21 protein-coding genes are annotated in these 22,453 nt (G+C 66.4%); 5 read left to right on the top strand and 16 right to left on the bottom strand.

All coding sequences use genetic code 11. From position 1 onward, the window contains the following. Positions 1-38: 38 nt before the first annotated feature. From C0541_RS13535 to C0541_RS13495, 9 genes are all read right to left on the bottom strand, one after another. Positions 39-632, bottom strand: a complete 594-nt coding sequence (locus C0541_RS13535; protein WP_115049088.1) for a TIGR00730 family Rossman fold protein — start codon at positions 630-632, stop codon at positions 39-41. Between the two features lie 216 nt (positions 633-848). After that, positions 849-2,291: a dihydrolipoyl dehydrogenase gene (gene lpdA / locus C0541_RS13530; RefSeq protein WP_115049086.1), complete on the bottom strand. Its 1,443-nt coding sequence runs from the start codon at positions 2,289-2,291 to the stop codon at positions 849-851. Between the two features lie 112 nt (positions 2,292-2,403). After that, the gene (gene sucB / locus C0541_RS13525) at positions 2,404-3,618 is read right to left on the bottom strand and encodes a dihydrolipoyllysine-residue succinyltransferase (protein ID WP_115049084.1); all 1,215 of its coding nucleotides are present in this window, start codon (positions 3,616-3,618) and stop codon (positions 2,404-2,406) included. Positions 3,619-3,660: 42 nt separating this feature from the next. Then, a complete protein-coding gene (locus C0541_RS13520; RefSeq protein ID WP_115049083.1) occupies positions 3,661-6,489 on the bottom strand; it encodes a 2-oxoglutarate dehydrogenase E1 component in 2,829 nt (942 codons plus the stop codon). A gap of 180 nt (positions 6,490-6,669) precedes the next feature. After that, entirely contained in the window at positions 6,670-7,602 is a 933-nt protein-coding gene (locus tag C0541_RS13515) for a GNAT family N-acetyltransferase (RefSeq protein WP_115049080.1), read from the bottom strand. Next, positions 7,599-9,083 (bottom strand): cupin domain-containing protein, encoded by a 1,485-nt coding sequence (locus C0541_RS13510; RefSeq protein WP_115049079.1) that lies wholly within the window; start codon positions 9,081-9,083, stop codon positions 7,599-7,601. Before C0541_RS13510 ends, C0541_RS13515 begins: the two co-directional genes overlap by 4 nt. A 270-nt stretch (positions 9,084-9,353) precedes the next feature. Continuing rightward, positions 9,354-9,854: a DUF3060 domain-containing protein gene (locus C0541_RS13505; RefSeq protein WP_115049077.1), complete on the bottom strand. Its 501-nt coding sequence runs from the start codon at positions 9,852-9,854 to the stop codon at positions 9,354-9,356. Between the two features lie 199 nt (positions 9,855-10,053). Further along, the gene (gene purB, locus C0541_RS13500; RefSeq protein ID WP_115049075.1) at positions 10,054-11,421 is read right to left on the bottom strand and encodes an adenylosuccinate lyase; all 1,368 of its coding nucleotides are present in this window, start codon (positions 11,419-11,421) and stop codon (positions 10,054-10,056) included. 36 nt (positions 11,422-11,457) lie between these two features. Further along, positions 11,458-12,780 (bottom strand): hemolysin family protein, encoded by a 1,323-nt coding sequence (locus C0541_RS13495; RefSeq protein WP_115049073.1) that lies wholly within the window; start codon positions 12,778-12,780, stop codon positions 11,458-11,460. A 292-nt stretch (positions 12,781-13,072) separates the two neighbouring features. On the opposite strand from C0541_RS13495, the gene C0541_RS13490 reads away from it, so the two are divergent. Beyond that, entirely contained in the window at positions 13,073-14,476 is a 1,404-nt protein-coding gene (locus C0541_RS13490; protein ID WP_115049071.1) for a class II fumarate hydratase, read from the top strand. A gap of 112 nt (positions 14,477-14,588) precedes the next feature. Here C0541_RS13490 and C0541_RS13485 read toward each other — a convergent pair whose 3' ends face one another. The 7 genes from C0541_RS13485 to C0541_RS13455 form a co-directional block, all read right to left on the bottom strand. Next, a complete protein-coding gene (locus C0541_RS13485) occupies positions 14,589-15,011 on the bottom strand; it encodes a hypothetical protein (RefSeq protein ID WP_115049069.1) in 423 nt (140 codons plus the stop codon). Positions 15,012-15,214: 203 nt separating this feature from the next. Continuing rightward, positions 15,215-15,745 (bottom strand): hypothetical protein, encoded by a 531-nt coding sequence (locus C0541_RS13480; protein WP_115049067.1) that lies wholly within the window; start codon positions 15,743-15,745, stop codon positions 15,215-15,217. Between the two features lie 30 nt (positions 15,746-15,775). Further along, positions 15,776-16,600 carry a GIN domain-containing protein gene (locus tag C0541_RS13475; RefSeq protein WP_115049065.1) on the bottom strand — a complete coding sequence of 275 codons (825 nt, stop codon included), beginning with the start codon at positions 16,598-16,600 and terminating at the stop codon, positions 15,776-15,778. A gap of 9 nt (positions 16,601-16,609) precedes the next feature. Further along, positions 16,610-17,596, bottom strand: a complete 987-nt coding sequence (locus C0541_RS13470; RefSeq protein WP_115049063.1) for an ABC transporter permease — start codon at positions 17,594-17,596, stop codon at positions 16,610-16,612. Continuing rightward, positions 17,593-18,468 carry an ABC transporter ATP-binding protein gene (locus tag C0541_RS13465; RefSeq protein ID WP_115049061.1) on the bottom strand — a complete coding sequence of 292 codons (876 nt, stop codon included), beginning with the start codon at positions 18,466-18,468 and terminating at the stop codon, positions 17,593-17,595. The genes C0541_RS13470 and C0541_RS13465 overlap by 4 nt, the downstream gene beginning before the upstream one ends. Further along, positions 18,465-18,827 carry a GntR family transcriptional regulator gene (locus C0541_RS13460; RefSeq protein ID WP_003483692.1) on the bottom strand — a complete coding sequence of 121 codons (363 nt, stop codon included), beginning with the start codon at positions 18,825-18,827 and terminating at the stop codon, positions 18,465-18,467. Before C0541_RS13460 ends, C0541_RS13465 begins: the two co-directional genes overlap by 4 nt. Before the next feature lie 2 nt (positions 18,828-18,829). Then, entirely contained in the window at positions 18,830-19,078 is a 249-nt protein-coding gene (locus C0541_RS13455) for a hypothetical protein (protein WP_104582755.1), read from the bottom strand. Between the two features lie 135 nt (positions 19,079-19,213). Here C0541_RS13455 and C0541_RS13450 point away from each other — a divergent pair, with 135 nt between their 5' ends. The 4 genes from C0541_RS13450 (at position 19,214) to C0541_RS13435 (ending at position 22,436) form a co-directional block, all read left to right on the top strand. Further along, positions 19,214-19,771: a glutathione peroxidase gene (locus C0541_RS13450; protein WP_115049059.1), complete on the top strand. Its 558-nt coding sequence runs from the start codon at positions 19,214-19,216 to the stop codon at positions 19,769-19,771. A 90-nt stretch (positions 19,772-19,861) separates the two neighbouring features. Then, positions 19,862-20,833: an FKBP-type peptidyl-prolyl cis-trans isomerase gene (locus C0541_RS13445; RefSeq protein WP_161960059.1), complete on the top strand. Its 972-nt coding sequence runs from the start codon at positions 19,862-19,864 to the stop codon at positions 20,831-20,833. A 24-nt stretch (positions 20,834-20,857) separates the two neighbouring features. Next, entirely contained in the window at positions 20,858-22,207 is a 1,350-nt protein-coding gene (locus tag C0541_RS13440) for a UDP-glucose dehydrogenase family protein (RefSeq protein ID WP_115049057.1), read from the top strand. Beyond that, a complete protein-coding gene (locus C0541_RS13435) occupies positions 22,200-22,436 on the top strand; it encodes a SlyX family protein (protein ID WP_024939344.1) in 237 nt (78 codons plus the stop codon). The genes C0541_RS13440 and C0541_RS13435 overlap by 8 nt, the downstream gene beginning before the upstream one ends. Positions 22,437-22,453: the final 17 nt, after the last annotated feature.

The raw sequence follows: 22,453 nt of genomic DNA, 5'->3' as shown, positions 1-22,453 counted from the left end.
GCGCGCAGCCCCGGGGGCGATTAGCGCAGGCTGCCGTCTTACACCAGGGTGGAGCGGCGCTTCTCGTCGATCCACTTCGAGGCCTGCGCCGGCGAGTAATGCTGCATCCACTCCAGCATCTGTTCGATGTCGGCGCCGTACCACAGGTCGGTGCGCTGGTCCGGATGCAGGAAGCGCTCCTCCACCATGCGGTCGATCATGCCGATCAAAGGTGCGTAGAACTCGGCCACATCCAGGAAGGCGCACGGCTTGTTGCCGATGCCCAACTGCCGCCAGGTCAGCATCTCGAAGATCTCTTCCATCGTGCCGAAGCCCCCGGGCAGGGCGACGAAGGCATCGGACAGCTCGAACATGCGCATCTTGCGCGCATGCATGGAGCCGACGATTTCCAGCGTGGTCAGCCCGCGATGTGCCACTTCCCAATCGGCCAGCTGCTGCGGAATCACGCCGGTGACTTCACCACCGGCGGCCAGCACCGCATTGGCCACCGTGCCCATGAGTCCGACGTTGCCGCCGCCATAGACCAGCCGAAGCCCCTGGGCCGCGATGCGCTGGCCAAGTTCGGTGGCACGTTCGACGTACACGGGCTTGTTGCCGGCATTGGAACCGCAGTAGACGCAGATGCTTTTCATGGGATTCGGGAGTTGGGATTGGGGATTGGTAAAAGCGAGGCAGCGCTGCTGATTGCAGGTGATGCCATCGGCAGGGGGCGCGCTGAATTGTTTGAGTTCTTGCCTGGCTTGAAAAACAGAACGCCGGGTTTTCACCCGGCGCCATGTCATTGCCGGAGAGGGCCGGGACCGGGAGCCGCACTTGCGAATCCCCAATCCCGAATCCACCAATCCCGGTCAGTTAGCCTTGTGAATCGCGCGCTTGCTCACCGCCATCGCGGCGTCGTGGATCGCTTCGGACAGCGTCGGGTGGGCGTGGCAGATGCGCGCCAGATCGTCGGCCGAGCCGTTGAACTCCATCGTCAGCACGCCTTCGTGCACCAGCTCGGACACGCCCACGCCGACCAGGTGCATGCCCAGTACGCGGTCGGTCTCGGCATCGGCGATCACCTTGACGAAGCCGGCCGGCTCGCCCATGGCCACCGCACGGCCGATCGCCGCGAACGGGAAGCTGCCGGCCTTGTAGGCGACGCCTTCGGCCTTGAGCTGCTGCTCGGTCTTGCCGACCCAGGCAATCTCCGGCTCGGTGTAGATGACCCACGGGATGGTGTCGAAGTTGACGTGGCCGGGCAGGCCAGCGATCAGCTCGGCCACCGCGATGCCTTCCTCGAAGCCCTTGTGCGCCAGCATCGGGCCGCGCACGCAGTCGCCGATCGCCCACACGCCATCGACGCCGGTGTGGCAATGCCCGTCCACTTCGATCTGGCCACGCTCGTTGAGCTTGACGCCGGTGCCGTCGGCCAGCAGGTTCTTGGTCGCGGCCTTGCGGCCCACGGCCACCAGCAGCTTGTCCACGGTCAGGGTCTGCTCGCCGGCAGCGTCGGTGTAGCTGACCACCACCTGCGTGGCATCGCCGCTGCCGGTGATCTCGGTCTTGCTGACCTTGGCACCGAGCTTGATGTCCAGGCCCTGCTTCTTGAACTCCTTCAGCGCGGTCTTGGCCACTTCGGCATCGGCCAGCGCCAGGAAGTCCGGCAGCGCCTCGAGGATGGTGACCTCGGCGCCCAGGCGCTTCCACACGCTGCCCAGCTCCAGGCCGATCACGCCGGCGCCGATCACTGCCAGACGCTTGGGAACGGCGGTGAAATCCAGGCCGCCGACGTTGTCGACGATGGTGTCGCCTTCGAACTTGGCGAACGGCAGCTCGATCGATTCCGAGCCCGGCGCCAGGATCACGTTGGTGCCCTTGAGCTCGATCTCGCCGCCTTCGTGTTGGGCGACCTTGACGACGTTGCCCGGCAGCAGCTGGCCGAAGCCGTAATACGGGGTGATCTTGTTGGCCTTGAACAGCATCGCGATGCCGCCGGTGAACTGCTTCACGATCTTGTCCTTGCGGCCGATCATGGTGGGCACGTCCATCTTGGCGTCGTTGAAGCTGATGCCGTGGTCGCCGAACAGGTGGCCCATGTTCCAGAACTGGCGCGAGGAATCCAGCAGCGCCTTGGACGGAATGCAGCCCACGCGCAGGCAGGTGCCGCCCAGGGCAGGCTTGCCATCCTTGCCGATGGCCGCGTCGATGCAGGCGACCTTCATGCCCAGCTGGGCCGCGCGAATCGCAGCGTGATAACCGGCCGGACCGGCACCGATGACGACGACGTCGAATTGTTCTTGTTCGCTCATTCTTCGCTCACGAGATTGGGGATTGGGGATTGGGGATTCGCAAAGGCGGGGGTGCTCAGGAAGGGGCAGCTCTCGCTAATCCCCAATCCCGACTCCCCAATCCCGGCTTTCATCACAGACCGAACAACATCCGGCCCGGGTTTTCCAGCTGGTTCTTGATGTCGACCAGGAACTGCACCGAATCCTTGCCGTCGATGATGCGGTGGTCGTAGGACAGCGCCAGGTACATCATCGGCGCGATCACGACCTGTCCGTTCTCGGCGATCGGACGTTCCTTGATCGCGTGCATGCCCAGGATGGCGCTCTGCGGCGGGTTGATGATCGGGGTCGACAGCAGCGAGCCGAAGGTGCCGCCGTTGGTGATGGTGAAGGTGCCGCCCTGCAGGTCGTCCAGGCCCAGCTTGCCGGCGCGCGCCTTGGCGGCGTAGTCGGCGATGCCCTGTTCGACATCGGCGAACGACTGGCGCTCGACGTTACGCAGCACCGGCGTGACCAGGCCCTTGTCGGTGGACACGGCGATCGAGATGTCGCTGTAGCCGTGATAGATGATGTCGTCGCCGTCGATCGAGGCGTTGACCAGCGGGAAGCGCTGCAGCGCGTTGGCGGCGGCCTTGACGAAGAAGCTCATGAAACCGAGCTTGATGCCGTGCGCCTTCTGGAACTCGTCCTGCAGCTCCTTGCGCGCGGCCGACACCTTGGCCAGGTTGACCTCGTTGAAGGTGGTCAGCATCGCGGTGGAGTTCTTGGACTCCATCAGGCGCTTGGCGATGGTCTTGCGCACGCGGGTCATCGGCACGCGCTCTTCCGGACGGGCGCCGGAGGCCTTGCCCACGCCGCCGGCCTTGGCGAAGTTGACGATGTCTTCCTTGGTCACCGCGCCACGACGGCCGGTGCCCTCGACCTGGGCCGGGTCCACGCCCTGGGTGATCGCGGCAAAACGCGCACCCGGGGGCAGCGCATCGGCAGCCGACTTGGAGGCAGCGGCCGGCGCAGCGGCAGCCGCCGGGGCCGGCGCTGCGGCTGGGGCAGCAGCGGCAGGTGCTGGTGCATCGGCCTTCTTCTCTTCGGCCGGTGCGGCCGCAGCCACGGCGCCTTCCTCGATGATCGCCAGGATCTGGTTGCTGGTGACGGTGCTGCCTTCTTCGAACTTGATTTCCTTCAGCACGCCGTCGACCGGCGAAGGAACTTCCAACACGACCTTGTCGGTTTCCAGGTCGACCAGATTCTCGTCGCGCTTGACCGCTTCACCGGCCTTCTTGTGCCAGCTGGCGATGGTGGCGTCGGAAACGGATTCGGGCAGTACCGGAACTTTGACTTCGGTGGCCATTCGGGGAGCGTCCTAAGGTTTGCGTTCTTTGGGAAAGAGGAGTTATTCAGCGACTTGGTCGTTGAACGGATTGAGGAGCGCATCGGCGACCAGCTTCTGCTGTTCGGCGATGTGGTCGGCCATGTGGCCGGCGGCAGGCGAGGGCGAACGGGCACGGCCTGCGTAGTGCAGGCTCTGGCCGCTGGCCAGGCAGAAGTTCAGATGGTGGCGGATCTGGTACCACGCACCCTGGTTCTGCGGTTCTTCCTGGCACCACACCACGTCGGTGGCGTTGGCATAGGCCTTGAGCTCGGCGGCCAGCTGCGCACGCGGGAACGGATACAGCTGCTCCACGCGCAGGATGGCGACATCGTCCTGGCCAAGCTTGGTCTGGTCTTCGAGCAGGTCGTAATAGACCTTGCCCGAGCACAGCACCACGCGCTTGACCTTGCCGGCATCGGCCTTGGCGTCGGGAATCAGGTGCTGGAACTCGCCCTCGGCCAGTTCTTCCAGGCTCGACACCGCCAGCTTGTGGCGCAGCAGCGACTTGGGCGTCATCACCACCAGCGGCTTGCGGGTGGTCATGCGCATCTGCCGGCGGATCATGTGGAAGCACTGCGCCGGTGTGGTCGGCACGCAGACCAGCATGTTCTCCAGCGCGCACAGCTGCAGGAAGCGCTCCAGACGCGCGGAGCTGTGCTCCGGGCCCTGGCCTTCGTAGCCGTGCGGCAGGAACAGCGACAGGCCCGCGATGCGGCCCCACTTGGCTTCGCCGGCGGCGATGAACTGGTCGATCACCACCTGCGCGCCATTGGCGAAGTCGCCGAACTGCGCTTCCCAGATGCACAGCGCATTCGGGTCGGTGGTGGAGTAGCCGTACTCGAAGCCCATCACCGCTTCTTCGCTGAGCAGCGAGTCGATGATGGTGGCGTCCTCGGGGTTCTGCACCAGCTGGCGCAGCGGCAGGTAGTAGCTGTCGGTCTTCTGGTCATGCAGGATCGCGTGACGGTGGAAGAACGTGCCGCGACCGGCGTCCTGGCCGACCAGGCGCAGCTTGTGGCCTTCGGCCAGCAAGGTGGCGTAGGCCAGGTTCTCGGCAAAGCCCCAGTCGCCGGCCTGCTCGCCGGCGGCCATCTTGACGCGGTCTTCGTAGATCTTGGCGACGCGGGCATGCAGCTCCACGCCTTCCGGGATCGTGGTGATCAGCTTGGCCAGACGGTCCAGCTGCTCGCGCTTGACGCGGGTGTCGACCGGATCGGCAGCGGTGCCGACCAGATACTTGGACCAGTCGATGGCGAATTCGTCCGGCTTGCGCGTCGCCAGTTCGGTGGTGTATTCGCCCGAATCGAGCTTGTTGCGGTAACCGTCGACCAGTGCCTTGGCCTCGTCGGCGCTGAGCACGCCGTCGCTTTCCAGCCTGGCGGCATACAGCTCGCGGGTGGTCTTGTGCTTGCGGATGGTCTGGTACATCACCGGCTGGGTCGCTGCCGGTTCGTCGGCCTCGTTATGGCCCCAACGGCGGTAGCAGACCAGGTCGATGACCACGTCCTTCTTGAACTGCTGGCGGAATTCGTAGGCCAGCTTGGACACGAACATCACCGCGTCCGGGTCGTCGCCGTTCACGTGGAAGACCGGCGCGCCGATCATCTTGGCAACGTCCGTGCAGTACAGCGTGGAGCGGGCGTCGTCGCGGGCGCTGGTGGTGAAGCCGATCTGGTTGTTGACCACGATGTGCACGGTGCCGCCGACGGCGAAACCGCGCGCCTGCGACATCTGGAACAGCTCCATCACCACGCCCTGTCCGGCGAATGCGGCATCGCCGTGGATCAGGATCGGCAGCACGGTCTTGCGCTCGGCGTCGCCGAAGCGTTCCTGGCGCGACCGCACGCTGCCGACCACGACCGGGTCGACGATTTCCAGGTGCGAGGGATTGAAGGCCAGTGCCAGATGCACCTGCTTGTCGCCACCGACCGCGATATCGGCCGAGAAGCCCATGTGGTACTTGACGTCGCCGGTGTGCGCGCGGTCGTCGTGGGCGTGCTCGAACTTGCCTTCGAACTCGTCGAACAGCTTGCGCGGGTTCTTGCCCAGCGTATTGACCAGCACGTTGAGGCGGCCGCGATGGGCCATGCCGATCACGATGTCCTTGACCTGATCGTTGCCGGACTGGCGAATGATCTCGTCCATCATCGGGATCAGCGCGTCGCCGCCTTCCAGCGAGAAGCGCTTCTGGCCGACGTACTTGGTGTGCAGGTAGCGCTCCAGGCCTTCGGCGGCGGTGAGCCGCTCCAGCGTGCGCTTGCGGCTGGCCGCGTCCCCGGCGATCTTGCCGCCGGCATCTTCCAGGCGCTTGTAGATCCACTGGCGCTGGTCGAATTCCTGGATGTGCATGAACTCCGCGCCGATGGTGCTGGCGTAGGTCGCCTTCAGGCGGGCCAGCAGATCCTTCAGCTTCATGCGCGGCTGGCCGCCGACGCCGCCGGTGCTGAACTCGCTGTCCATATCCGCCTGCGACAGGCTGTGGAACGGCAGGTCCAGGTCGGGCGGGTTGACCGGCGGGGTCAGGCCGAGCGGGTCGAGCTGCGCACCCAGGTGGCCGCGCGCACGGTAGGCGGTGATCAGGCGGCCGACGTTGCGCTCGCGCTCGTCACTGGCGCCTGCGCCGGTCCCGGCATTGGCGGCCTGTTTGGAGGCGGCGAGGATGTGGGCAATGGCCGCCGAGTGCGGCACATCACCGGCATCGCGACCCTTGAAGCCATCGAAATAGCTCTTCCACTTCGGGTCGACACTGTCCGGGGCGACGAGGTACTGCTCGTACAGATCCTCGATGTAGGCGGCGTTGCCGCCGGCGAGCTGCGATGACTGCGCGAACTGCTTTAGGAGATTATCCACGATGGTAAGTCGGGTCTGCTGTGGGGATGATTGTGCGGAAGCGGCAGGGCGAGATGCCCTATCGGTCGGTCTCAAATCTCGAAAAATTATACCCCCTTGCGCCAGGCAGGGGGCGTCTGCGAGCTGACCGGGCGGGTAGGTGCGACTGCTTGTCGCCCACCTGCGAAGGGCGTTGCGGGCTCAGATGCCGAGGGCGCGCGGTTCGTTCCAAAGCGTGCTGCGCTCCCATATCTGCGCAAATTCGCGCTCCAGCTGGCGGCTGCGTGCCGCCCCGGCCAGCCAGGTTTCGCCGTCGTCGAAGCGGTGGCCTGTTGGACGAAAGTAGTAGGCGTCATCGCCCACCACATAGGCCGATGCATAGCTGCTGTCGACCGGGTCGCTGACCGCGCGGAAGCGGAACACGCTGGGCAGGCGCTGGGCCAGCCGCAGCAGCGCGCTGCTGTTGGCGCCGGCGCTGGCGGTGTCCTGTACCAGCACCTGCACGCGCTTGTCGTGGCGGGCGGTGGCGAAGCGGCGCAGCGCATCCAGTACCGCGGCGTTGTCGAACAGCGGCGGATCCAGCGCCCGCGTATAGATCAGCACCTGGCGGCGTGCGGCGCACAGCAGGCCGGTGGTGGCGGCCTGCGCTGCGCCGAGGGTCTCCACCGCCATCGGGCCGTCGAGACGGCGGTGCAGCGGCCTGTCAGGCCGATCGCCCGCGGTTGCGGCGCGATCGGGGGGCAGGTCGGAAGAGCTGTCCGGCAGGAAGCCCAGGCGTGCGAACACCGCCGCGGCGTCCGCGTTGACGCGCGCCCGTACGCCGGGCCAGCCGCGTTGTTGCGCGATGGCAACGGCGGCCGCGAGCAACTGGTCGGCCAGGCCGCGGCGGCGCCAGCCCGGCAGCACGCCGAGCCGGTCGATGCGCCGATCCACGGTCAGCCGCACCGAGCCGGTCAACTGGCCGTCCTCGCTGCGCAGGGCCAGGTGCAGGCTGAGCGGGTCCAGGGCGTCCCAGTCGGCAGCGCTACCGTCATCGCTGCTGCCGATGCCGCAGGCCAGGCGCAGCGCACGCAGGGCCGCGGCATCGGACGCCGGGTCCAGCGAGACGATCTGCGGCCCGGCCCGGGAACTCATGCGCGCTGGTCGGACCCGTCGTCGTCGCCAGCGTCGGGTGCCGCGTCGTCTTCGGCCAGCTCGCTGTCGTCGTCCTGGTCCGCATCCTCGCCTTGTTCGGCCTCCTCCGCCTGGGCCGGACCGTCCGCGGCATCGGCGACCTGCTCGACGTCGGCCTCGGCGTCGATCTCGTCGTCTACATCCGGCGCGTCGGCCTCGGCGTCGTCCTGGTCGGCAGACAGGCCCAGGCCGTGGGCCTGGTCGTCGTCGATGTCCTCGATGTCGTCTTCCGCGTCCTCATGGGCGCGCTGGTAATGGCCCTGCGCCAGCAGCTCCAGCACCACCTCGCGGCCACGGTTGGACAACTGCGCATACAGCGCGCCGTCGATCTCTTCGGCCGCGGCCAGGCGTGCGGCATCCTTGGCCGACAGCGCGAACTCCAGCCCGCTGCAGAACAGGGTGGCGCCACGCTTGGCGCGCCGCCAGGCCAGCCGCGACCAGGGGTGACGGTGCAGCAGCACGCCTTCTTCCAGGGCCTGCTCGACCGCCTCGCGCGGGATCGGTTCGGGGGCCGGCACCACGTCGCCGGAGGCGCGGTAGGTGGTCATGAAGCGGCCGAACCAGTCGCCCAGGCGATCGGGATCGTTCATGCGCAGCGCGTTGAGCGCGGCGACCACGCGGTTCATCGCGGTGACGTCGATCTCGTACGGGTCGGCCGGCACCTTGAGGTCTTCGTCGTGATAGCGCACGGCCTCGTCGGCATCGGCGATCAAGGTGTCCAGATAGTCGCCGATCAGCTCGGCCGACGACGGCGCGCGGGTGCCGATGGAGAAGGTCAGGCAGGCGTCTTCGGCCACGCCGTGGTGCGGCAGCAGCGGCGGCAGGTACAGCATGTCGCCCGGGCCCAGCACCCAGTCGTGGGTGGGCTTGAAGTCGCGCAGCAGCTTGAGCTCGACATCGTCGCGGAAGACCTGCGGGGTGGGCTTGCGGCCCTGCGAGGCGCGCGCGTCGATCTGCCAGCGGCGATGCCCCTGGCCCTGCAGCAGGAACACGTCGTAATGGTCGACATGCGCGCCGACCGAGCCGCCGGTGGCGGCGAAGCTGATCATGATGTCGTCGATGCGCCAGCGCGGCAGAAAGCGGAAGTGCTCCAGCAGCGCGCGCACGTCGGCGTCCCACTTGTCCACATCCTGCACCAGCAGGGTCCAGTCATGGTCGGGCAGGCCGGGGAAGTCGGTTTCCTGGAACGGGCCGGTGCGTACGTCCCAGCCGTCGGTGGCGCGGTCATGGCTGATCAGGCGTGCCAGCACGCCATCTTCGCAGGCCAGGCCGGCCAGGTCTTCGGGCTGCAGCGGCGAGGCGAAGTCCGCAAAGGCGTTGCGGATCAGCAGCGGATGCTTGTGCCAGTAGGTGCGCAGGAAGCGCTCGACCGGCATGCCCAGTGGCTGCCCCGGACGGGCCTGGACTTCGATGACGGGAGGGTTTGCCTTGCGTGCAGCCATGGGAGTTCCTTGCAGGAGATCGATGAAGTGCCGACGGCGCGGGCCGAGCCAGCGCGTAACGGCGCTATTGTCCGATGCCTGCGTCGGAACTGCACCTGCGCGGCGGCGCGCCGACAGGCAGGGCTTCAGGGAACTGGTGATCGGCGCCGTGCCCGCGCGACTGCAGGACGGGCTGTCGGTGGGACGGGCACTGCCCTGCACAAGTCCATGCGCCCCGGCGATGCACGCGGATGTGCCCCGCGTGGCCGGGGCGATGTCGCGGCCACTGTCCTACATCAGCTTGTTGCCGCTGCCGCTGTCGTGCAGCGTCGGCTTGCTGGACGGATTGACGGTGTTGTCGTTGCCGGAAAAACGTACCTGTTTCACCTCCCGCGCCAGCACCAGGTTCTTGTTGCCCTGGATGTCCACGCTGTCGACATTGGTCAGGTTGAGGGTGTTGTCGTGGCCGGTCACGCTGAGTTGGCCAAGTCGCTCGTTGAGCACGGTGAAGTTGCTGCCTTCCACCCGGATGCTGCGCGCAGCGTCCAGGTTCATCGCGCCGCGCGAGGCGGTGATGGTCACCGCGCCGCACTCGCCGTGCAGGATCCATTCGCTGTCGTTGCGGGTCAGCCGGACATCCTTGCCGCTGCAGTCCGCGCCACTGGCAGGGTCGGTGAGGGTGGACGACATCGCCGATACTGCCTGCGCTGCGGGGCCGTCGGCGCCGCAGCTGCTCACGGTGGCGCTGATCAGCAGGGGAAGCAGAACCACGTTGATCCGGAATGCACGCATCGGTCGGTCGCTCGGTGGATGAGACCGGCACCATAGCAGGCAGTGCGTTGCGCGTCGTCGAGCCGGCATGCTGCGCCCGGCGCCGCCGCTGGCCGCATCGACGGCGCCGCCAGCGGAGATGCGGTGGCGGCCGTGGCGCGGCATGCCGGGGCCGACCACCGGCAGCAGCCTGCGCCGGTGGCCGCGCGCCGGCCAGGCATCAGATCGCGCGGGCCAGCTGCTCGGCCAGGCCGGTGTAAGCGCCCGGGGTGAGCGCACGCAGGCGCTGTTTGTCGTCTTCCGGCAGTTGCAGGCTTTCCACGAAGGCCTGCATCGAGGCGGCGGTGATGCCCTGGCCGCGGGTCAGTGCCTTCAATTGCTCGTAAGGATTGGGCAGGCCGTGGCGACGCATCACCGTCTGCACGGCTTCGGCCAGCACTTCCCAGGCGGCGTCCAGGTCCGCATCCAGGCGTTCGGGATTGACGGTCAGCTTGCCCAGGCCCTTGGCCAGCGAATCCAGCGCGACCTGGGTGTGGCCGAACGCGGTGCCGAGCGCACGCAGCACGGTGGAGTCGGTGAGGTCGCGCTGCCAGCGGCTGATCGGCAGCTTGGCGGAAAAATGCTCGAACAGCGCATTGGCGATGCCGAAGTTGCCTTCGGCATTTTCGAAGTCGATCGGGTTGACCTTGTGCGGCATGGTCGAGGAGCCGACTTCGCCCTCCTTGAGCTTCTGCTTGAAGTAGCCCAGCGAGATGTAGCCCCAGATATCGCGCGACAGGTCGATCAGGATGGTGTTGGCGCGGCGGCTGGCGTCGCCGATCTCGGCCACGTTGTCGTGCGGCTCGATCTGGGTGGTGTAGGGGTTGAACACCAGGCCCAGGCTCTCGACGAAGCGCTGCGCGAACGCGGCCCAGTCCAGGTCCGGGTACGACACCAGGTGCGCGTTGTAGTTGCCGACCGCGCCGTTGATCTTGCCGGTCAGCTCGATCGCGGCGATCTGCTTGCGCTGGCGCTCCAGGCGCGCGACCACGTTGGCGATTTCCTTGCCCAGCGTGGTGGGCGAGGCGGTCTGACCATGCGTGCGCGACAGCATCGGCTGGCCGGCCTGGGCATGGGCGAGGGTGCGCAGCGTGGCGGTGATGCCGTCCAGCGTCGGCAGCAGCACCTCGCGGCGTGCCTGGGCCAGCATCAGGCCGTAGCTGAGGTTGTTGATGTCCTCGCTGGTGCAGGCGAAATGTACGAACTCCAGCGCCGGGCCCAGCTCCGCATCGTCCTTGAGCTGTTCCTTGATGAAGTACTCCACCGCCTTGACGTCGTGGTTGGTGGTGCGCTCGATTTCCTTGACCCGTGCGGCGTGGGTCACGCTGAAGTCGTCGGCCAGTGCGCGCAGGCGCTGGCTGGCGGCGGGCGAGAACGGCGCCAGCTCGGCGATGCCCGGCTCGGCGGCCAGTGCCAGCAGCCATTCGATCTCGACCTTGACCCGGGCCTTGATCAGGCCGTATTCGGAGAAGATCGGGCGCAGCGCATCCACTTTGGAAGCGTAGCGGCCGTCGAGCGGGGACAGGGCGAGCAGGGCGGAATCCGACATGGGCAGGGCACTGGGAGGCTGGCGGGGGTGCGTATTCTACGCCGCCCCGGCGCCGGCTTCGCCGATCGGCCGCACCGTGATCGCCTGGATCCGGTGCCCGGCCATGCGCCGCACCGTCAGTGCGTGGCCGTCCAGTTCCAGGGTCTCGCCTTCTTCGGGCAGCCGCTGCAACCGCTGCACGATCAGCCCGCCGACCGAATTGACATGGTCCGGCGCGCTCAGGTCATGGCCGAGCAGGCGTTCCAGGCGGAAGATCGAGGTGCTGCCGGCCACCAGCAGCGAGCCGTCCTGGCTGCGGATCGGGGCATCGCGCACCACGTGGCGGTGCTCGTCCTCGATCTCGCCGACCACCACCTCCAGCAGGTCTTCCAGGGTAAAGAAGCCCAGGATGCGGCCCTGGTCCTCCACGCACAGCGCCAGATGGGTGGTGCCGGTGCGGAACTGCTCCAGCGCGCTGGGGATCGGGGTTTCCAGCGTCAGCAGGGTCGGCGGGCGCAGCAACGGGCGCAGATCGTCCAGGTCCTGGCTGCGTGCCATTGCCACCAGCAGGTCCTTGGTATGCAGGATGCCCAGCACCTGCTCGCCATCGGCGTCGAACCAGGGGTAGCGGCTGTAGCGCGACTCGCTGAACTCGGCCAGCACCGACTCCAGCGTCATGCCCTCGCGCAGGCTGCGCAGGTGCTCGCGCGGGCGCATCAGGTCGCCGGCGACCAGGTCGGGCAGTTCCAGCGCGTGGCTCATCAGGGCCAGCCCGTGATCGGGCGTGGCCGCGTTCGGATCCTGGCGGCCGACGATCAGCATCAGCTCCTCGCGCGAATAGCGATGCGACTGGTGTTCCACATCGCCCCAGCCCAGCACCCGCAGCAGGCGGTTGGCGCTGGTATTGAGCACCCAGATCGCCGGATACATCAGCCAATAGAACACGTACAGCGGCGCGGCGGTCCACAACGACATCCGCTCCGGGCGGCGGATCGCCATGGTCTTTGGCGCCAGCTCGCCCAGCACGATGTGCAGGAACGAAATCAGGCTGAAGGCAATCGCCAGCGCGGTGAACTGCGCCGCTTCCGGCGACAGGCCCAGCCTGTCGAACAGCGGCTGCAGCAGATGCGCGAACGCCGGCTCGCCGACCCAGCCCAGGCCGAGCGAGGCCAGCGTGATGCCGAGCTGGCAGGCCGACAGGTAGGCATCCAGGTGCGCATGCACCCCGAGCAGCAAACGCCCGCGCCACCCATTGGTCTGTGCCAGGCCCACCGCCTGGGTATGGCGCAGCTTGACCAGCGCAAATTCGGCGGCCACAAAGAAGCCGTTCAACAGCACCAGCAGCAGCGCGACCAACAACAGCAGCACATTACCCAGCATGGCGTCCGCCTCGGTGGGGTGCCACGGCGGTGGCGCCGCGTGTCAGCGGCTGGGAGAGGTCACCGGTGGGGCGGCTGGCGGGCCGGAAGGACGCAAACGATGCGCTGCTACAGTCAGGGTCGTCGCCCATGGCGGCGTGGTAACTCGTATGGATCAATGGGCAGTCTAGCCCACGGCTTGCGACGACACGGTCGCAACGCCGCGAGCGAGTATCGTAGGCAGTCTCGCCAGCGTGGGTGCGCCCGCTGCCAGCCATCCATCACCACAGACCAACCATGTGCGGAGAGTGCAGATGAGCGAACGTTTCAGGATCGAACACGACAGCATGGGGCAATTGCAGGTGCCCGCCGATGCCTTGTGGGGCGCGCAGACCCAGCGTGCCGTGCAGAATTTTCCGGTCTCCGGCCAGCCGATGCCGCGCGGCTTCATTCGCGCGCTGGGCCTGATCAAGGCCGCTGCGGCCGGTGTCAACGCCGAGCTCGGGTTGCTGCCCAAGTCGATCGGCAAGGCCGTGCAGGAGGCGGCGCTGCAGGTCGCCGACGGCACCTATGACGCGCAGTTCCCGATCGACGTCTATCAGACCGGCTCGGGCACCTCGTCCAACATGAATGCCAACGAGGTGATCGCCACGCTGGCCACGCGCGCCGGCAAGGACGCGGTGCATCCCAACGACCACGTCAATCTCGGGCAGAGTTCCAACGACGTGGTACCCACCGCGATCCGGGTGTCCGCGCTGCTCGCGGTGCAGGAACAGCTGCAGCCGGCGCTCAAGCATCTGCGCAAGACCATCGACAAGCGCGCCAAGGGGCTGGACAAGGTCGTCAAGACCGGGCGCACGCATCTGATGGATGCGATGCCGCTGACCTTCGGCCAGGAATTCGGTGCGTGGTCGGCGCAGCTGAGTTCGGCGCAGGAGCGCATCGACGATTCGCTCAAGCGCCTGCGCCGGCTGCCGCTGGGCGGCACCGCGATCGGCACCGGCATCAATGCCGATCCGCGTTTCGGCGGCAAGGTGGCCAAGGCCTTGTCGGGCTTGAGCAAGGTCAAGTTCGAGAGTGCCGACAACAAGTTCGAGGGCCTGGCTGCGCAGGACGATGCAGTGGAGCTGTCCGGTCAGCTCAATGCGCTGGCGGTGGCCTTGATCAAGATCGCCAACGACCTGCGCTGGATGAATGCAGGCCCCCTGGCCGGGCTGGGCGAGATCGAGCTGCCGGCGTTGCAGCCGGGCAGTTCGATCATGCCGGGCAAGGTCAATCCGGTGATTCCCGAGGCCACCGTGATGGCCTGCGCGCAGGTCATCGGCCACCACACCGCAATCACCGTGGCCGGGCAGACCGGCAACTTCCAGTTGAACGTGACGCTACCGTTGATTGCCTACAACCTGCTGGATTCGATTACGTTGCTGGGCAATGTGTCGCGGCTGCTGGCCGACAGCGCGATCGCCGGATTGAAGGTGCGCCAGGAGCGCGTGCGCGAGGCGCTGGACCGCAATCCGATCCTGGTCACCGCGCTCAATCCGATCATCGGCTACGAAAAGGCCGCCGCGATCGCCAAACGTGCCTACAAGGAACAGCGCCCGGTGCTGGAGGTGGCGCTGGAAGACAGCGGGCTCGGCGAGGCGGATCTGCGCCGTTTGCTGGACCCGGCCGCGCTGACGCGCGGTGGCATCCAGGCCGGCAGCAGCGGCGGCGGCTGATCACTCACAGCGTGCGCATGTAGGAGCGCACCCGGGCGCGATGAAGCCTTCCCGATAAAGCCTCATCGCGCACGCGTGCGCTCCTACGCAGTTCTTGCGCTTTTGCGCGGCCTCAGTGCCGCTCGGCCTGCACATTGCCGAAGCTCTCGCGATACGGCTGCAGCGACGGGATCTCGTCCAGCAATTCGCTGCTGAGCTGCTGGATCTGCGGCGTGGCGGTCAGCTTGATCGACTTGTATTCCGGATCCGCGCCGGCCTCGTTGACGGCCTGCTGGCGCAGCATCTGCAGATGCCCGAACAGCAGCTGCAACTTGGCGCGCGTCGGTTCTTTCTGCGGCAGCGCGATATCGTCGATCTTCAGGGTGCCGTCCGGGGTGATTTCCGCGTTGGCTGCCGGCGGGCGGCGGATCATCACCGACTGGGTGGTGATGGCAACGCGCGGCTTGCCGCGTTCGGCGCGCCGGGACGACTGATCGCCGCAGGCGGTCAGGGCGCATAGCAGCAGTGCCATGCAGAGCATCACGAACTTGTTCATGGGGTCGATGCGTCGGAGAGGAGCCCGGTAGTGTAATCCGACCCTGGTCTGCCGATTGCGGCGGTGGCCGTCCGCGTGGCTGGCACATCGTCGCAGGCCGAGGTCGGGTGCGTGCAGCAACCCGCAGCGGCCTGCGGTCCATCCGCTGCCAGGCAACCGCTGCGCGTGTCGGCAACCGCGGTGCAGCGGCCGTCCGGCCGCGGTCACTTGCGGCAGTCGTCCACGTCGCCCTGGCTCAGGGTGGAATAAGGCGCGAAGGCCGGCACCAGGTGCGCGGCTGCGTCCTGCGCGTTGCGCAGCTTGGCCAGCTGATCGCAGATCTGCATCGTCTTGTGTTTGAAGGTTTCCGCCTGCGCTTGGATCTTGTCACCGATCTGGTCGGTGTTGCCGCTGAGCACGCCCTTGAGCGCTTCACCGGCGGCATGCGCACCGAAGGCCGCGCCCTGCGTGCCGATATCGATGCCTTTCTCGGCGACGCCCTGGATCTGCAGGTAGAAACCGCGCATCGCCTGCCGCTGCGCATCGTTCAGGCGCACCGGCTTGCCGGCAATGCTGAGTGCGCCATCCACGCCGACGGTGGCCGCAGGCAGGCCGTCGCGGTGGAGCGTCAGGCTCTTGCCATTGAAGATCACCCCGTTCGCGTTGGTCTTGCCCGACACCACGACCGTGGGTTCGGACTTGCCGCAGCCGGCCAGCAGCGCGCCCGCCAGCAGTGCACAAAGAAGACATTTCATCGATGGTCTCCGCAATGGATGGATGAGTGGTCAGTCGCCTGCAGGCAGGCTGGTGGTGCCGCCGACGCCCTTGGCGTGGATATCGCCGCTGCCCTTGCGCGCCACGCTGAGGTCGCCGCCAACCGTGCGCACGGTCAGCGTGCCGGAGTTGATCGCCTCGACGCTGACGTTGCCTTGCACATCGTCGATGTCGACATCGCCGGAGCCGACCGTGCCGAGCTTGACGTTGCCTGCAACGCCGCGCAGCGTGACGTCGCCCGAACCGACCTTGCCGACCTCGACCGCGCCGCCGATCTGCTGCGCCTTGAGGTCGCCCGAGCCCACCGCCAACACGCGCAACGCCCCCAGCTGCTCCAGTTCGATGTCGCCCGAGCCGACCTTGGCGGTGACCTTGCCGCTGGTGCGACGGATGCTCATGTCACCGGAACCGACATCGGCACTGACCGCCGCCGCGCCCGCGATCTCCGCATCGCCTGAGCCGACGTCGAACTGCACCAGCACGCTGTCGGGCACGTTGCCGCGCAGGTCCAGGTACGCATAGCTCTTGCCGATGGAAGTCCGCAGCGGGCGGTCGTCGGCCAGCGTCACCACCAGCTTGTTGCCCACGCGCTTCTGGGTGACGGTCAGGCTTTCGAGCAGGTCGGCACGTGCCGCGCAGGCGCGTCCGCTCAGGCGCCCGCCGCTACCCGGCATGGCGTCCAGATGCAGGTCATTGGAGGCGACTTCGAACAGCACCGATTTCGCACCTGCCAGTTGCAGGTCCAGGCTGCGCGGCTCGGAAAATCTGCATTGCTCTTCGGCGACTGCGGCACCGGGCAACGCGAACAGGACGGCGAGACTCAGGCGAAGGCGCATGGAGTGTCCTCAGGCTTCGGAGCGCCGACGGCGCAGGTAGATGGAGGCGGCGATCAGCGCCACGCCGATGGCCGCACCGATCCAGATGTCCGGATTGCCGTAGACCAGTGCACTGTCGGTATGCAGCAGCAGCCACTGCACCAGATCGCCGGGGTTCTGCATCGCGCTGCTGTCCAGGTTGCCGCTGACCGCACGTGGCGACCAGGTGCCGGGCAGGGCGCTGAGCAGGCCGCGGTAGCCGACGATGTACCAGATCCAGCCGATCGGCAGCGACACGCCCGGCATCGCCGAAAGGATGCTCAGCATCACGCAGGCCAGCAGCGGGAACAGCACCGCCCACAGGAACGGTTTGCTGGTGGCACAGGCCGAACAGAACATCAGCCAGCCCACCGTCGGCAACGCCCACAGCAGACTCATCGGCACGGTCTTCAGCAACAGCCACAGCAGTGAGAACGGATGCGAATGGGTCGCCAGTGCCCAGGGGCTGGGGACGCCGGCGATCAAGGCGCCCACGATGGCGATCAGCCACAGTGCCAGGCCGACCACGACACCGATCGCGATGGCGATCAGCGGCGCCAGCAGCAACGCCCAGGCCGCCTTGGACAGCACCGTCTGCACGTCCGACACCGGCAGCGACTTCCAGAACAGCACGCTGCGGTCGCGGCGGTCGTCGTACAGGCTGCCCAGCGCATAGAAGAACACCACAAAGGCCAGCACCACCGAGGCGATGCCGATGCCACCCAGCAGCAGGCCGTCGCCGAGCTGGCCGAGGGTGCGCGTGTAATCGGCCAGATCGTCCATCGTGATGCTGTCGCCGATCATGTTGCGGCGTGCGCTGATCGCGCCGATCACCGCGCCCAGCAGCGCAAAGAACACTGCGATGCCGCCGGTGATGACCTGTGCCCAGACGAAACCGCCGCGGTGTTCCCAGTACTCGCGCTTGAGCAGCCAGCCGAACGTGCGGGCGGGAGAAGCCTGGTGGGTGAGTGTCTTCATGCGTAGGTCCCCTTCATGACCGCAACGAACAGGTCGGCAAGGCCGGGATTGCGGGTTTCGCCAAAACCGGCGAGTTGCGTCTTCGGCACGCCATCGAACAGCATCACGGTCTTGCCGAACGGCAGGCTGCGCTCGTCGATCGGCGTCAGGCCCCTGGCGGCGTCGAGATGCTCGGCACTCACCAGTACCTCGGTGTAACGCTCGGCCACGTTCTCCATGTCGGCGGTCAGCACGATGCGGCCGTCGCGGATGAACATCACATCGGTGAGGATGTGTTCGATCTCCTCGACCTGGTGGGTGGTGACGATGATGGTCTTCTGCTCGTCGAAGTAGTCCTCCAACAGACGCTGGTAGAACTGCTTGCGATACAGGATGTCCAGACCCAGGGTGGGCTCGTCCAGCACCAGGATGCGCGCGTCGATGGCCATCACCAGCGCCAGGTGCAGCTGCACGATCATGCCCTTGGACAGTTCGCGCACCCGCGACTTGCGGTTGAGCTGCGTATTGGCCAGGAAGCGCTCGCACTTGGCGCGATCAAAGCGCGGATGCACGCCGGCGACGAAGTCGATCGCCTCGCCAACCCGCAGCCAGCGCGGCAGCACCGCCACGTCGGCGATGAAGCAGACCTCGTTCATCAGCGCGTTGCGCTGGGTGCGTGGGTCCAGGCCGAGCACGCTCAGCTCGCCGTCGAAATCGGTCAGCCCGAGCACCGCCTTGAGCGCGGTGGTCTTGCCGGCGCCATTGGGGCCGATCAGGCCGACGATGCGCCCGGCCGCGATGGTGAAGCTGGTGTTGTCCAGCGCGAGCCGGTGCTTGTAGGCCTTGCGCAGGCCACGTGCGTCGACCACATGGTCGGAGGAGACGGCGGTCATGGTGTTTTTCCCTGTGGCAACAGATCGTCGATGGACAGTCCCAGGCGCTGGATGCGTTCCAGCACCGCGGGCCATTCTTCGTTCAGGAAACGCTCGCGTTCGCTGCCGCGCAATTTCTGCGCGGCTTCCGGGGTCATGAACATGCCCAGGCCGCGGCGTTTTTCCACCAGGTTCTCGTCGGCCAGTTCCTGGTAGGCACGCGAGACGGTGATGGGGTTGAGTTGGTAGTCGGCCGCCACCTGCCGTACCGAGGGCAGGGCGTCGCCCGGCTTGAGGATTCCATCGAGCATCATGGCAATCACCCGTTCCTTGAGTTGGCGGTAGATGGGAGCGCCGTCGCTCCATTGGATGTCGTTCATGGTCAGCTCCGTGGACGCAGGACCTGCGCGAAGGAGAAATAGGGCATCGACAGCGAAGCGCGCAGGTGCCGGCCGGGCCGGGTGCGCGCCTCGGGGGGAGTCGTCGCGTTTTCCGTAACCGCCTCCGACACGCCATAATCGGCGCCGGACTCCGTGACCTGACTGGAAGCGGCTCCCAGGCAACCAATGACGAACAGGGCGCTGCCGAACAGCAGCAATGGAGCTGGTCGCGTGAAGCGTGTGCTGTTCATGCTTTCCCCCTGCGTTGGATGACTGGTGTTGTATTCAACTATAACACCGACACGCAGGCAGTCAACTGCCTGTCAGACCCAACTGATGGCACCCCGCGCCCGCGGGTGGCCGGAACCTATCGAAAGGGATCGCTCATGGTGCTCGAACGTCTGCTGGTCGTTGTATTCGCTGGCTTTTTTTCCGCCTCGGCGCTGGCCGCAGGCGCGCCGGTGCTGGATCTGGACTACCGGCCGCTGGCCGGCAAGGCGCCGATCAACCTGAACCGTACCTATGGCGGCAAGGTCCTGATGGTGGTCAACACCGCCAGCAAGTGCGGCTACACCCCGCAGTACGAAGGGCTGGAGGCGCTGAACCAGCGCTTCGGCAGTCGCGGTTTTTCGGTGCTGGGCTTTCCTTCCAACGATTTCCAGGGGCAGGAACCGGGATCTGAGAAGCAGATCCAGGAATTCTGCACGCTGACCTATGGCGTCAAGTTCCCGATGTTTGAGAAGGTGCATGTGCTGGGCGCGCAGGCCACGCCGTTGTATCAGCGCCTGACCCAGGCCACGGGCGTGGCGCCGGGCTGGAACTTCCACAAGTATCTGATCGGTCGCGATGGGCGCGTGGTGGCGCAGTTCCCCAGCAAGATCAAACCGGACGATCCGAGCGTGCTGGCGGCCATCGAACGCGAGCTCAACGCGCCGTCGCGCTGAGCACGGCGCTCGCAAGGCCGCGCGCACATGCGACAATGCGCATTCAGCGCCGGCGTCGGCGTGTCTTTTCACTTTCGGGAAGTGCATCGAATGAAGATGGGAAAGCGCGGCGCGGCGGCGTCGCTACTGATGGTGGCACTGTCGGCATCGATGCCGGCGATGTCGCAGCAACCGGCCGCAGCGGCCACCAAGGAGAAGCCAGTTTTGAATGCATCGTCTGAGAAGAGCACGCGCGACAACGTCAGCTACGCCATCGGCATGGATGTGGCACGTTCGTTCGAGCCGATTGCCCAGGACATCGATGTGAGCGCACTGCAACGCGCCATCGAGAATGCATTCAAGGGCGGCAAGCCGCTGTTGTCCGACGAGCAGACCCAGGCCACCGACACCGCACTGCGCACCGCGCTGGCGGCACGTAACGGGCAGCAGGTCCCGGGCATGGCGCCGGGTAGCGCGCCGGCTGCGCCGTCCAAGGAAAACGTCGGCCTGATGCTGGGCGATCGCGCGGTCGGTCCGTCGCTGGCCGGCATCAAGGACGAGATCGACCTGTCGATCCTGATCGAAGCGGTGCGGACCGTGTTCGCCAAGGGCACCACCCGCCTGACCCAGCAGGAAGCCGCGGCCACCATGCAGGCGTTTGCCTCTGCCAAGCAGGGCGCTGCCGGTGCCAAGAATCGCGAGGAAGGCAATGCCTTCCTGGCCAAGAACAAGACCGAGAAGGGCGTGATCACCACCGCGTCGGGCCTGCAGTACATGGTGCTGCGCCAGGGCAGCGGCGAGCGGCCGATGCCCACCAACACGGTGCGCGTGAACTACGAAGGCAAGCTGCTCAACGGGCAGGTGTTCGACAGCTCCTACCAGCGCGGCCAGCCGGCCGAATTCGGTCTGAATCAAGTCATTGCAGGTTGGACCGAGGGCGTCGCCCTGATGCCGGTCGGTTCGAAGTATCGTTTCTGGATTCCATCCAACTTGGCCTATGGCCCGAACGGCACGCAGGGGGGGCCGATCGGACCAGACGCAACGTTGACGTTCGATGTCGAACTGATGGGTATCCTTCCCTGATCCCCCACAGGAGTACCCCCACCCATGCGAGTTGCGATCTTTGGTACCGGCTATGTTGGTCTTGTCACCGGTACCTGTCTGGCGGAAGTAGGTCATCACGTCATCTGCGTGGATATCGACCAGGCGAAAGTTGATGGTCTCAATCGTGGGGTGATTCCCATCTATGAACCCGGCCTGGAGCCGATGGTGAAAGCCAACCACGCCTCTGGCCGGTTGCGCTTCACCACCGACGCGGCCGAGGCGATTGCGCACGGCGAAATCACCTTCATCGCGGTGGGCACGCCGCCGGACGAGGATGGCAGTGCCGACCTGCAGTACGTGCTGGCGGTTGCGCGGACCGTCGGCCGGCATATCGATGGCCCGTCGGTGGTCGTCAACAAGTCCACCGTGCCGGTCGGCACCGCCGACAAGGTGCGCGTGGCGATCCAGGAAGAGCTGGACGCACGCGGCGTGGACCATGAATTCGACGTGGTCTCCAACCCCGAGTTCCTCAAGGAAGGCGACGCGGTGGCCGACTGCATGCGTCCGGACCGCATCGTCATCGGTGCCAAGAAGCCGGCTGCCATTGCACGCATGCGCCGTCTGTATGCGCCGTTCAACCGCAACCGCGATCGCATCGTGGAGATGGACGTACGGTCGGCCGAGCTGACCAAGTACGCGGCCAACGCGATGCTGGCGACCAAGATCAGTTTCATGAACGAGATCGCCAACATTGCCGAGCGGGTCGGTGCGGACGTCGAGCACGTGCGTAACGGCATCGGCTCGGACCCGCGCATCGGCTGGCACTTCATCTACCCCGGCGCCGGCTACGGCGGCTCGTGCTTCCCGAAGGATGTGCAGGCACTGGCCAAGACCGCCGAGCAGTACGGCATGGAGCCGACCCTGCTCAACGCGGTGGAAAGCGTCAACAATGCACAGAAGGGGCATCTGTTCGAACTTGTGCAGCGTCATTACGGCGCCGAAGGCACCGGCAGCATTGCCGGCAAGACCTTCGCGGTGTGGGGCCTGGCCTTCAAGCCCAATACCGACGACATGCGTGCCGCGTCCAGCCGGCGTTTGATGGCGCAGTTGTGGGAAGCCGGCGCCACCGTGCGTGCCTACGACCCGGAAGCGACCCATGAAGCCAAGCGCATCTTCGGCGAGCGCGACGACCTGACCTTCTGCGACGAGGCATTTGCCGCACTGGAAGGCGCCGACGCCCTGGTCGTGGTCACCGAGTGGAAGCAGTTCCGCAGCCCGGATTTCGGCAAGATCAAGCAGGCCTTGAAGGACGACGTCGTGTTCGACGGTCGCAACCTTTACGACCCGCAGGAAATCGAAGCCGCAGGTCTGGCCTACTACGCCATCGGACGAGGCCGTTCGTTGCATGCATGAGCAACTCTCGCCGCGCGACCAGGAACTGGACGCGCGGTTGGTTGAACTGGAAACGCGCCTGTCCTTTCAGGAGCAGGCGCTCAACGAACTGAGTGAAGCACTTGCGGACGCCCGTTTGACGGGCGCCCGCAACGCCGAGCTGATCCGCCACCTGCTCGAGGATCTGGGCAAGGTGCGCTCCACGTTGTTTGCCGACGCTGCGGATGAACCGCCGCCTCCGCATTACTGATTGCAGATTGCCACCGC

This window comes from Xanthomonas arboricola (assembly GCF_003353015.1).
Classification (GTDB): Bacteria; Pseudomonadota; Gammaproteobacteria; order Xanthomonadales; family Xanthomonadaceae; genus Xanthomonas; species Xanthomonas arboricola_E.
This window is presented reverse-complemented; position numbering and strand designations above follow the sequence as displayed.

Excerpts from the sequence above, each read along its gene's own strand:
- C0541_RS13470 (WP_115049063.1), bottom strand. The coding sequence starts at position 17,596 with ATGAAGACACTCACCCACCAGGCTTCTCCCGCCCGCACGTTCGGCTGG.
- C0541_RS13435 (WP_024939344.1), top strand. The coding sequence starts at position 22,200 with ATGCATGAGCAACTCTCGCCGCGCGACCAGGAACTGGACGCGCGGTTG.
- C0541_RS13515 (WP_115049080.1), bottom strand. The coding sequence starts at position 7,602 with ATGAGTTCCCGGGCCGGGCCGCAGATCGTCTCGCTGGACCCGGCGTCC.
- C0541_RS13505 (WP_115049077.1), bottom strand. The coding sequence starts at position 9,854 with ATGCGTGCATTCCGGATCAACGTGGTTCTGCTTCCCCTGCTGATCAGC.
- C0541_RS13460 (WP_003483692.1), bottom strand. The coding sequence starts at position 18,827 with ATGAACGACATCCAATGGAGCGACGGCGCTCCCATCTACCGCCAACTC.
- C0541_RS13480 (WP_115049067.1), bottom strand. The coding sequence starts at position 15,745 with ATGAAATGTCTTCTTTGTGCACTGCTGGCGGGCGCGCTGCTGGCCGGC.
- C0541_RS13510 (WP_115049079.1), bottom strand. The coding sequence starts at position 9,083 with ATGGCTGCACGCAAGGCAAACCCTCCCGTCATCGAAGTCCAGGCCCGT.
- purB (WP_115049075.1), bottom strand. The coding sequence starts at position 11,421 with ATGTCGGATTCCGCCCTGCTCGCCCTGTCCCCGCTCGACGGCCGCTAC.
- sucB (WP_115049084.1), bottom strand. The coding sequence starts at position 3,618 with ATGGCCACCGAAGTCAAAGTTCCGGTACTGCCCGAATCCGTTTCCGAC.
- C0541_RS13450 (WP_115049059.1), top strand. The coding sequence starts at position 19,214 with ATGGTGCTCGAACGTCTGCTGGTCGTTGTATTCGCTGGCTTTTTTTCC.
- lpdA (WP_115049086.1), bottom strand. The coding sequence starts at position 2,291 with ATGAGCGAACAAGAACAATTCGACGTCGTCGTCATCGGTGCCGGTCCG.
- C0541_RS13495 (WP_115049073.1), bottom strand. The coding sequence starts at position 12,780 with ATGCTGGGTAATGTGCTGCTGTTGTTGGTCGCGCTGCTGCTGGTGCTG.
- C0541_RS13445 (WP_161960059.1), top strand. The coding sequence starts at position 19,862 with ATGAAGATGGGAAAGCGCGGCGCGGCGGCGTCGCTACTGATGGTGGCA.
- C0541_RS13485 (WP_115049069.1), bottom strand. The coding sequence starts at position 15,011 with ATGAACAAGTTCGTGATGCTCTGCATGGCACTGCTGCTATGCGCCCTG.
- C0541_RS13440 (WP_115049057.1), top strand. The coding sequence starts at position 20,858 with ATGCGAGTTGCGATCTTTGGTACCGGCTATGTTGGTCTTGTCACCGGT.
- C0541_RS13455 (WP_104582755.1), bottom strand. The coding sequence starts at position 19,078 with ATGAACAGCACACGCTTCACGCGACCAGCTCCATTGCTGCTGTTCGGC.
- C0541_RS13535 (WP_115049088.1), bottom strand. The coding sequence starts at position 632 with ATGAAAAGCATCTGCGTCTACTGCGGTTCCAATGCCGGCAACAAGCCC.
- C0541_RS13465 (WP_115049061.1), bottom strand. The coding sequence starts at position 18,468 with ATGACCGCCGTCTCCTCCGACCATGTGGTCGACGCACGTGGCCTGCGC.
- C0541_RS13475 (WP_115049065.1), bottom strand. The coding sequence starts at position 16,600 with ATGCGCCTTCGCCTGAGTCTCGCCGTCCTGTTCGCGTTGCCCGGTGCC.
- C0541_RS13490 (WP_115049071.1), top strand. The coding sequence starts at position 13,073 with ATGAGCGAACGTTTCAGGATCGAACACGACAGCATGGGGCAATTGCAG.